Source organism: Mesorhizobium sp. M7A.F.Ca.US.008.03.1.1, from assembly GCF_003997495.1.
GTDB lineage: Bacteria > Pseudomonadota > Alphaproteobacteria > Rhizobiales > Rhizobiaceae > Mesorhizobium.
In genome coordinates this window covers 1-5,157 of the sequence record NZ_RZRU01000049.1, presented here as the reverse complement: position 1 = coordinate 5,157, position 5,157 = coordinate 1, and the positions used below count along the sequence as shown (strand labels likewise).

General features: G+C 63.6%; 5 protein-coding genes. 4 read left to right on the top strand and 1 reads right to left on the bottom strand.

Features of this window, described 5'->3' with window-relative positions:
* Positions 1-182: 182 nt before the first annotated feature.
* Entirely contained in the window at positions 183-953 is a 771-nt protein-coding gene (locus tag EOA16_RS32375; protein ID WP_127261745.1) for an IclR family transcriptional regulator C-terminal domain-containing protein, read from the bottom strand.
* Positions 954-1,073: 120 nt separating this feature from the next.
* On the opposite strand from EOA16_RS32375, the gene EOA16_RS32370 reads away from it, so the two are divergent.
* The 4 genes from EOA16_RS32370 to EOA16_RS32355 all read left to right on the top strand — a co-directional run bounded on the left by EOA16_RS32370 (position 1,074) and on the right by EOA16_RS32355 (position 5,104).
* A complete protein-coding gene (locus EOA16_RS32370) occupies positions 1,074-1,931 on the top strand; it encodes a CoA transferase subunit A (protein WP_127261744.1) in 858 nt (285 codons plus the stop codon).
* Positions 1,928-2,722: a CoA-transferase subunit beta gene (locus tag EOA16_RS32365; protein ID WP_127261743.1), complete on the top strand. Its 795-nt coding sequence runs from the start codon at positions 1,928-1,930 to the stop codon at positions 2,720-2,722. Before EOA16_RS32370 ends, EOA16_RS32365 begins: the two co-directional genes overlap by 4 nt.
* Before the next feature lies 1 nt (position 2,723).
* The gene (gene pcaF, locus EOA16_RS32360; RefSeq protein ID WP_127261742.1) at positions 2,724-3,929 is read left to right on the top strand and encodes a 3-oxoadipyl-CoA thiolase; all 1,206 of its coding nucleotides are present in this window, start codon (positions 2,724-2,726) and stop codon (positions 3,927-3,929) included.
* 143 nt (positions 3,930-4,072) lie between these two features.
* The gene (locus EOA16_RS32355) at positions 4,073-5,104 is read left to right on the top strand and encodes a BMP family protein (RefSeq protein WP_127261741.1); all 1,032 of its coding nucleotides are present in this window, start codon (positions 4,073-4,075) and stop codon (positions 5,102-5,104) included.
* The last annotated feature ends 53 nt before the right edge of the window (positions 5,105-5,157 follow it).

Here is a 5,157-nt window from a genome sequence, read left to right as displayed (position 1 = left end):
GAAGGCTCGCGCAAAACATCTTGGCCGCCCATCCCCTCGACAAACCAATCGCCAGCAAAATGCGCAGGGCAAACTGGAGCAAAGACTTCTTCTATGACCTCTTTACTCATATGCAATAGCCCTGCCCCTTGAGGGGGAGATGTCCGGCAGGACAGAGGGGGGTGCGACGGGTCAAGGCCTAACTAAACCACAAAGAAATCCTCGATGCGCCGCCTGGCCTCCAGCAACGCCGGCAGGATTTCCCGCTCCATCTCCGCGACCGAGAATCGCGCCGACTGGGTCGAGACGTTGATGGCGGCGACCGTGCGTTCCGCTCTGTCGCGGATCGGCACGGCGATCGAGCGCAGGCCGAGTTCCAGTTCCTCGTCGACGATGGCAAAGCCGTCCGCTTTCGCCTTGCCGATGGCGCCGGCCAGCAGCCTGACATCGGTGATCGTCTTCGGCGTGCGCCCCTCGATTGTCGCGTGGCCGAGGAATGCGTCCAATTCCCCTGATGTCAGGCCGGCAAGCAGGATGCGCCCCATCGAGGTGCAATGGGCCGGCAGCCTGGTGCCGACATCAAGCGACACGCTGAGGATGCGGCGGCCGGGAATGCGGGCGACATAGACAACATCCTCACCCGACAGGATGGCGGCAGAGCAGGCTTCGTTCAGCTGTGCTGCCACAGCCTGCATGATGGGAGCGGCGAAGGCCCAGAGCGAGGCGCCGCCGAGCCAGGTGCGAGCGACCGTCAGCAGGCGCGGCGACAGCGAGAACACGCGGCCGGCCTGGGTGGCATAGCCGGTGGCGGTGAGCGTCAGCAGGAAGCGGCGGGCGCCGGCGCGGGTCAGGGCCGCTTCCTCCGCCATTTCGGTCAGCGTCATGCCCGAGGGGTGCCGGGCCAGAATTTCCATGACAGCTAGGCCGCGCTCGAGCGAGCCGACATGATCACGGGAAGCGGCTTCTTCGTCCATCTCAACTCCGCGGAACGGGATCGGCGTCGGGATTGACTCCTCGCTCTCGCCCAGCGTAGAAAGTATCGCATACAAAACATATGTTCGCAATACGAACTTTTTGAACCCGGAGCCGATGCAATGGTCAAGTTCCTGCCGCTCAAACAGGCTGTTGCGGAGAATTTGAAGGATGGTGACACGGTTGCCTTCGAGGGCTTCACCCATCTGATCCCGACGGCGGCGGCGCATGAGGCGATCCGCCAGGGGTTTCGCAACCTGACCTTGATCCGCATGACGCCGGACCTGATCTACGACCAGATGATCGGCATGGGCATGGCGAAGAAAATCGTCTTCTCCTATGTCGGCAACCCCGGCGTCGGCCTGCTGCGGCGCGCCCGCGATGCCATCGAGAACGGCTTTCCGCGCTCACTCGAAATCGAGGAGCACAGCCATGCCGGCATGGCCAACGCCTATGAGGCAGGTGCGTCCGGCTTGCCTTGCGCGGTGTTTCGCGGCTATCGCGGCGCTGGCCTCGCGGCGGTCAACCCGAACATCAAATCGGTGACCTGTCCGTTCACCGGCGAAGTGCTGGCGGCCGTCCCCTCGATCCGGCCTGACGTCACCTTCATCCATGCGCAGAAGGCCGACAAGAAAGGCAATGTGCTGGTCGAAGGCATCATCGGCATCCAGAAGGAAGCCGTGCTGGCGGCCAAACGTGCTGTAGTGACGGTGGAGGAAGTCGTCGATAATTTCGACGATCTGCACCCCAATCTGACCGTGCTGCCGCGCTGGACGATCGCGGCGATATCCGTCGTGCCCGGCGGCTCGCATCCGTCCTACGCGCATGGCTATTACGCGCGCGACAATGCCGCCTATCTCGAATGGGACGAAATCGCCGCCGACCGCGAAAAATTCCAGGCGTGGATGCAGGCCAACGTCATCGACAAGAGCGCCGACGATTTCGGGGCCCGCGTCGAGCATCTGAGGAAAGCGGCATGAGCGACACGGGCTTCACCCCCAACGAGATGATGACGATCGCCGCCAGCCGCGCGCTGCGGAATGACGATGTCTGCTTCGTCGGCATCGGTGCGCCTTCCGCCGCCTGCAATGTGGCACGGCTGACGCATGCGCCTGATATCACGCTGATCTACGAGAGCGGCACGATCGGCACCGCGCCTGACGTTCTGCCGCTGTCGATCGGCGACGGCGAATTGTGCGAAACGGCGGTCACCACGGTCGCAGTGCCGGAGATGTTTCGCTACTGGCTGCAGGGCGGCCGCATCTCGATCGGCTTCCTCGGTGCAGCGCAGCTCGACAAGTTCGGCAACATCAACACCACCGTCATCGGCGGCTATTTCCATCCCAAGACCAGGCTGCCCGGCGGCGGCGGCGCGCCGGAGATCGCGACGTCGTCGAAGGAGATCTACATCACCATGGCGCAGACCAAGCGCGGCATGGTGGAGAAGATCGACTTCTTCACCTCCTTCGGCCATGGCGAGGGTGGTGACCATCGAAAACGGCTTGGCATCGAGACATCAGGCCCGACCTTGCTGATCACCGATCTCGCCATCTGGAAGCCGGATCCGGTGAGCAAGGAATTCACGGTCGTCTCGCTGCATCCGGGTGTCACCCGCGAGCAGGTGCAGGACAGCTGTGGCTGGGTGGTTAAGTTCGCCGAGGCGCTTGACGAAACACCGGCGCCAAGCGAACTCGAATTGAAGACATTGCGCGACCTGCAGGCCCGCACCAAGGCGGCGCATGAGGGAACCGGAAAAGCAAAGGCTGCATGACATGGCCGAGGCCTATATCTGCGACTACATCCGCACACCGATCGGGCGCTTCGGTGGCTCGCTGGCTTCGGTGCGATCAGACGATCTCGGCGCGATACCGCTGAGGGCATTGGTCGAGCGCAATCCCGGCATCGACTGGCAGGCGGTCGATGATGTCGTCTATGGCTGCGCCAACCAGGCTGGCGAGGACAACCGCAACGTGGCGCGCATGGCGCTGCTGCTGGCGGGTCTGCCCAAGGAAGTCCCGGGCTCGACCGTCAACCGCCTGTGCGGCTCCGGGATGGATGCCCTGACCATCGCAGCTCGAGCCATCAAGGCCGGCGAGGCGGAGCTGATGATCGCGGGCGGCGTCGAATCGATGAGCCGGGCGCCCTTCGTCATGCCCAAGGCCGACACGGCGTTCTCGCGCAATGCCGAGATTTACGACACCACCATCGGCTGGCGCTTCGTCAACCCGCTGATGAAGAAGCAGTATGGCGTCGATTCGATGCCGGAGACCGGTGAGAACGTTGCGGAAGAGTTCGCCATCTCCCGCGCGGACCAGGATGCCTTTGCCGTGCGCAGCCAGGACAAGGCGGTCGCGGCGCAGAACAGTGGCCGGCTGGCGAAGGAAATCACAGCGGTGACGATCCCGCAGCGCAAGGGCGATCCGGTGGTCATCTCGAAGGATGAGCATCCGCGCGCGGGCTCAACGGTCGAGGCGCTGGCCAAATTGCCGACGCCGTTCCGGCAGGGCGGCACGGTGACGGCCGGCAACGCCTCCGGAGTCAATGACGGGGCGGCGGCGCTGATCGTTGCTTCCGAAGCGGCGGTGAAGAAATATGGCCTGACGCCGATCGCCCGCATCCTCGGCGGTGCTGCCGCAGGCGTGGCGCCGCGCATCATGGGCATCGGCCCGGCGCCGGCGACGCAAAAACTCTGCGTGCGGCTTGGGCTGACGCCAAAACAGTTCGATGTCATCGAACTCAACGAAGCCTTTGCCTCGCAAGGCATCGCCGTGCTGCGCCAGCTCGGCATTGCCGAGGACGCCGAACACGTCAACCCGAATGGCGGCGCCATCGCGCTTGGCCATCCGCTCGGTATGTCGGGTGCCCGCATATCGGGTACCGCGGCGCTGGAGCTGCGCGAGCGCGGCGGCCGGTATGCGCTGGCAACCATGTGCATCGGCGTCGGCCAGGGCATCGCGATCGCCCTGGAACGGGTTTGATCGGCAAGTCTCTCCGGCTGACTTCGAGAATCCGGCGCGGTCAAATTTGACCACGTGGACAAAAGTTCGGACCCGTTCCATAGTTCCTCGTCTGATTTTTAGAACAGCCGGCTCGACACGGCTGTCGAACAGAGGGGAATGCAATGGAAAACCGGAAGAACAAAACTCATTCGACGCGCGAAGGGCTTTCGCGACGCAATGTGCTGGAGCTGGGCGCCCTTGGCCTGGCCGCAGCCATGCTGCCAGGCGCTGCCTTCGGCAAGGACAAGAAGCTGAAGGTGGCGGCGATCTTCGCCACACCGATCGAGGAGCCGTGGGACAACCAGATCCACGTCGCCTTGCAGAAGGCCGAGAAGGAACTCGGCATCGAATACAAATGGTCGGAGAAGGTGCAGACCGCCGATTTCAGCCGCGTCATGCGCGAATACGCGCAAGGCGGCTACCAGCTGGTGCTGGGCGACGCCTTCGCCGCCGAGCGTGAATCGCGCCGCACCGCCAAGCAGTTCCCGAAAACCGCCTGGCTATTCGGCTCGGGCGCCGGCCCGGCGGAGCCGAATTTCGGCGTCTTCGACAACTGGATCCACGAGCCCGCCTATCTCTCCGGCATGATCGCCGGCAAGATGTCGAAGTCGGGCACGATCGGCGCCGTCGCGGCGATGGGCATTCCGGAGGTGAATCGGCTGGTCAACGCCTTCTTCGCCGGCGCCAAGGAGGTCAACCCGAACATCAAGAAGAAGGTCGCCTTCATCGGCTCCTTCTTCGATCCGCCAAAGGCCAAGGAAGCGGCTGTCGCGCAGATCGACGCCGGCGTCGACGTCATCTATGCCGAGCGATTCGGCGTCATCGAAGCGGCGGTGGACAAGAAGATCCTCGCCATCTCCAACATGTCCGACCAGTCGAGCCTCGGCCCCGACACGGTGATCACCGGCCCGGTCTGGGACATGTATCCGACGGTCGAACAGGCCATCAAGCTGGTCAAGGCCGGCGTCTTCACCGCGCAGGATTATGGCGACTTCTCGCGCATGGCCAAGGGCGGCTCACATCTGGCGCCCTACCACAAGTTCGACAAGACGCTGCCGGCTGATGTGAAGGAGTTGGTCGAGAAGAAGAAGGCCGAGATTCTCGAAGGCAATTTCCGTGTCGACGTGGATGAGAACACGCCGGTTTCGGATTGAGTTTCTTACCCTCCCTCTTGCGGGGAGGGTCGATCCGCGAAGCGGAGCGGGGC